Annotated in this window: 7 protein-coding genes; 5 read left to right on the plus strand and 2 right to left on the minus strand. The window is 58.8% G+C overall.

Annotated elements, in window-relative coordinates; genetic code table 11:
* Positions 1 to 285: twin-arginine translocation signal domain-containing protein (locus WBV42_RS12880; RefSeq protein ID WP_423986388.1), on the minus strand; the 285-nt coding region annotated here is incomplete at its 3' end.
* Between the two features lie 168 nt (positions 286 to 453).
* On the opposite strand from WBV42_RS12880, the gene WBV42_RS12885 reads away from it, so the two are divergent.
* The 5 genes from WBV42_RS12885 to WBV42_RS12905 are packed head-to-tail and all read left to right on the plus strand — an operon-like array spanning position 454 to position 2,659.
* Positions 454 to 735: a 50S ribosomal protein L44e gene (locus WBV42_RS12885; protein WP_066143248.1), complete on the plus strand. Its 282-nt coding sequence runs from the start codon at positions 454 to 456 to the stop codon at positions 733 to 735.
* Between the two features lie 4 nt (positions 736 to 739).
* Entirely contained in the window at positions 740 to 913 is a 174-nt protein-coding gene (locus tag WBV42_RS12890; RefSeq protein WP_066143251.1) for a 30S ribosomal protein S27e, read from the plus strand.
* A complete protein-coding gene (locus WBV42_RS12895; RefSeq protein WP_066143254.1) occupies positions 910 to 1,710 on the plus strand; it encodes a translation initiation factor IF-2 subunit alpha in 801 nt (266 codons plus the stop codon). Before WBV42_RS12890 ends, WBV42_RS12895 begins: the two co-directional genes overlap by 4 nt.
* Positions 1,707 to 1,889, plus strand: coding sequence for an RNA-protein complex protein Nop10 (locus tag WBV42_RS12900; protein ID WP_423986389.1), 183 nt, complete (start codon positions 1,707 to 1,709; stop codon positions 1,887 to 1,889). Before WBV42_RS12895 ends, WBV42_RS12900 begins: the two co-directional genes overlap by 4 nt.
* Before the next feature lie 5 nt (positions 1,890 to 1,894).
* A complete protein-coding gene (locus WBV42_RS12905; RefSeq protein WP_253228179.1) occupies positions 1,895 to 2,659 on the plus strand; it encodes a proteasome assembly chaperone family protein in 765 nt (254 codons plus the stop codon).
* A gap of 31 nt (positions 2,660 to 2,690) precedes the next feature.
* Here WBV42_RS12905 and WBV42_RS12910 read toward each other — a convergent pair.
* On the minus strand, positions 2,691 to 3,065 hold a 375-nt coding region (locus WBV42_RS12910; protein ID WP_423986390.1), incomplete at its 5' end, for a DUF7344 domain-containing protein.

Below are 3,065 nucleotides of genomic sequence, written 5' to 3' on the forward strand. Positions count from 1 at the left end.
CTCCTGTTCGGGGTCGCCGCCCGTCTTGTGCCAGCCGTGGATGAACACGGTCAAGTCGTCCACACAACCGGTATCGACGCCCGGAACGTCGCCAGTGGTGTCGTAGCCCGTCTCGGTGTGGCCCGAAGTCAGGTTACCGTCGTCGTCGAAATGGCCGCGCGTCGAGACGATGGGAATCCCGTATCGATCCGCGCTTACCGTTCCCGTTCCCATTCCAAGCGCTGCGAGTCCCGCCCCTGCGACACCGGTTCGTTTGAGAAATTGCCGCCGATTGACGTTTGTCATGATGTATTCACTCTGTATTTTAGGATATGGGACTTCAAAATTTTTATTTTCATGATAGAATAAAATAGACTCACGGAGAGGACTATATATTCCGTCCCACATCCGTCGCAGTGGAAACCAAACGGGTTTTAAGTCCCGGCCCGCAATTTCACCGTAAGGTCGATATCTATGCAGATGCCACGTCGATTTAACACGTACTGTCCGCACTGTCACTCACACCACGAACACGAAGTCGAGAAGGTCCGCACTGGCCGACGAACCGGCATGAAGTGGGACGCTCGCCAGCAGAAACGCGGCAAAGCCGTCATCGGTAACGCTGGTGGTTTCTCGAAGGTGCCCGGTGGAGACAAACCGACGAAGAAGACCGACTTGAAATACCGTTGCAGCGAGTGTGGCAAAGCACACCTCCGCCCGGGATGGCGTGCAGGCCGACTCGAATTCCAGGAGTAAACACATGGCAGGAAATTTCTACAAAGTTCAGTGTCCGGACTGTGAGAACGAACAGACCGTCTTCGGCAAGGCGTCGAGCGAAGTCAACTGCGTCGTCTGCGGTCACAACCTCGCCACGCCGACCGGCGGCAAGGCAGAAATCAATGGCGACGTCCTCGAAACGATAGCATCCCGATGAAATACAGTGGCTGGCCCGACACTGGCGAACTCGTCGTCGGTAAAGTAGACGAGATTGAAGACTTCGGGGTCTTCATCGACCTCGAAGAGTACGAGGACAAGCGTGGGCTTGTCCACGTCAGCGAGGTCGCCAGCGGTTGGATCAAAAACGTTCGAGACCACGTCAGCACCGGACAGACCGTCGTCTGTAAGGTTCTCGACGTTGACGAGGGGTCCCAACAGATCGACCTCTCGATCAAGGACGTCAACGAACATCAGCGAAGCGACAAGATACAGGACTGGAAGAACGAGCAGAAGGCCGACAAGTGGATGTCGCTCGCGTTCGGCGAGGACATGGGCGACGAGCAGTACACGCACGTCGCAAACGAACTCCTCTCCGAATTCGGCAGCATCTACGACGGCTTCGAGCAAGCGGCGATTCACGGTCCCGAAGCGCTCGACAGTACCGACCTCACGGACGAGGAAATCGGACAACTGGTCGAGACCGCACGCGAGAACGTCTCGGTTCCCTACGTCACCGTCACCGGCTACGTCGACCTCCGCAACCCGGGGAAAGACGGCGTCGATGGCATCAAGGAGGCGCTCAAAGCCGCCGAAGGAAACGGCGACATTCCCGACGAAGTGGAACTCGACGTTACCTACGTCGGTGCACCCGAATATCGCGTTCGTGTGAAGGCACCGAACTACAAGACGGCGGAGGCGCAACTCGAAGAGAGCGTCCACCGTGCGGAGGTCGTCATGGACGGCATCGAGGGGACCGCCGACTTCCACCGTGACCGCCACACCGAAGACGAATGAAATCGAACATCCGGGTATGTTCCGCGTGGGAAGCGGAACATGACCGCCCGGTGTACACCCTTTCTGCGACGTGTCCCGACTGTGGAGCGAAGGCCGTAAACAGCGCACCCGCGCCGTTCGACCCGAACGACCCGTACGGGGAGTACCGACGCGCACTTAAGCGGCGCGACCACGAATAAGGTACATGGACGAAATCGACATCGACATCGTCGCCAATCCCGACTTGGAAAGCCCCGTCCTTATCGAGGGACTGCCGGGCGTCGGTCACGTCGGTAAACTCGTCGCCGAGCATCTACTCGAGGAGAAAGAAAGCGAACTCGTTCGACGGGTGTACTCGGAGTATCTGCCGCCACAGGTGAGCGTCGGGGACGACGGCACGGCCGCACTGGTCTGTGTGGAACTCCACGCGTTGACGCTCGACGGGCAGGACGTACTCGTCCTGACGGGCGACTATCAAGCCCAGGACAACGTCGGCCACTATCGGCTGACGAACGCCTTTTTGGACATCGCCGAGGAGTTCGGTGTCGAACGCGTCTTCGCGCTCGGCGGCGTACCGACCGGCGAACTCATCGAGGAGTACGCCGTGTTGGGTGCGGCCGCGACGACGGAGTTCGTGGACGAACTCGAAGACGCGGGCGTTGAGTTCCGCGAGGACGAACCGGCGGGCGGCATCGTCGGCACCAGCGGACTCCTGCTCGGTCTCGGCGGACGGCGCGGTTTCGAAGCGACGTGCCTGATGGGCGAGACGAGCGGTTACCTGGTCGACCCAAAAAGCGCGCAGGCGGTCCTCGAAATCCTCCAGAAAGTGCTCGATTTCGAGGTCGATTTCAGCTCGCTCGAAGAGCGCGCCGAGGAGATGGAGGAAGTCGTCAACAAGATAGAGGAGATGGAATCCCAATCCCAACAGGCATCCCTCCCGTCGGACGACGACCTGCGGTACATCGGCTGAGCAGTCACGTTTTCCCCGCCGTAACGGTCAGTCAGAACAGCGATCGCTCTTGTCCGTTGTAGATGTGGTACAGCGCGGAGACGAGGAAGAACGTCAAAAAGAACCACGTCCAGAACTCGAAATCGAGCAGTTGGATGGAAAAGAGATGGAGTTTCGCCGCGAAGAGGACGATGAACTCCAGTATCCCGAGACCGAGATAGTACGTCGGCCACGAAACGTCGTGTTCGGCGACGACCTCCATATACACCTCGACCTCGCGTGCGCGGTCGTTGAGAACCAGTTCCTTCGACCGTTGGTCGTACTCCACGATACCGAGGTCGTCCAGTTTCGGGAGGTGTGTCTGATGGAGCGAAACGTAGACACTCTTTCTAACGTTTCTGGGTGGGGGGGACTCCCCCGTTTCCAG

The sequence above is a fragment of the Haladaptatus sp. genome (genome assembly GCF_049589095.1).
GTDB lineage: Archaea > Halobacteriota > Halobacteria > Halobacteriales > Haladaptataceae > Haladaptatus.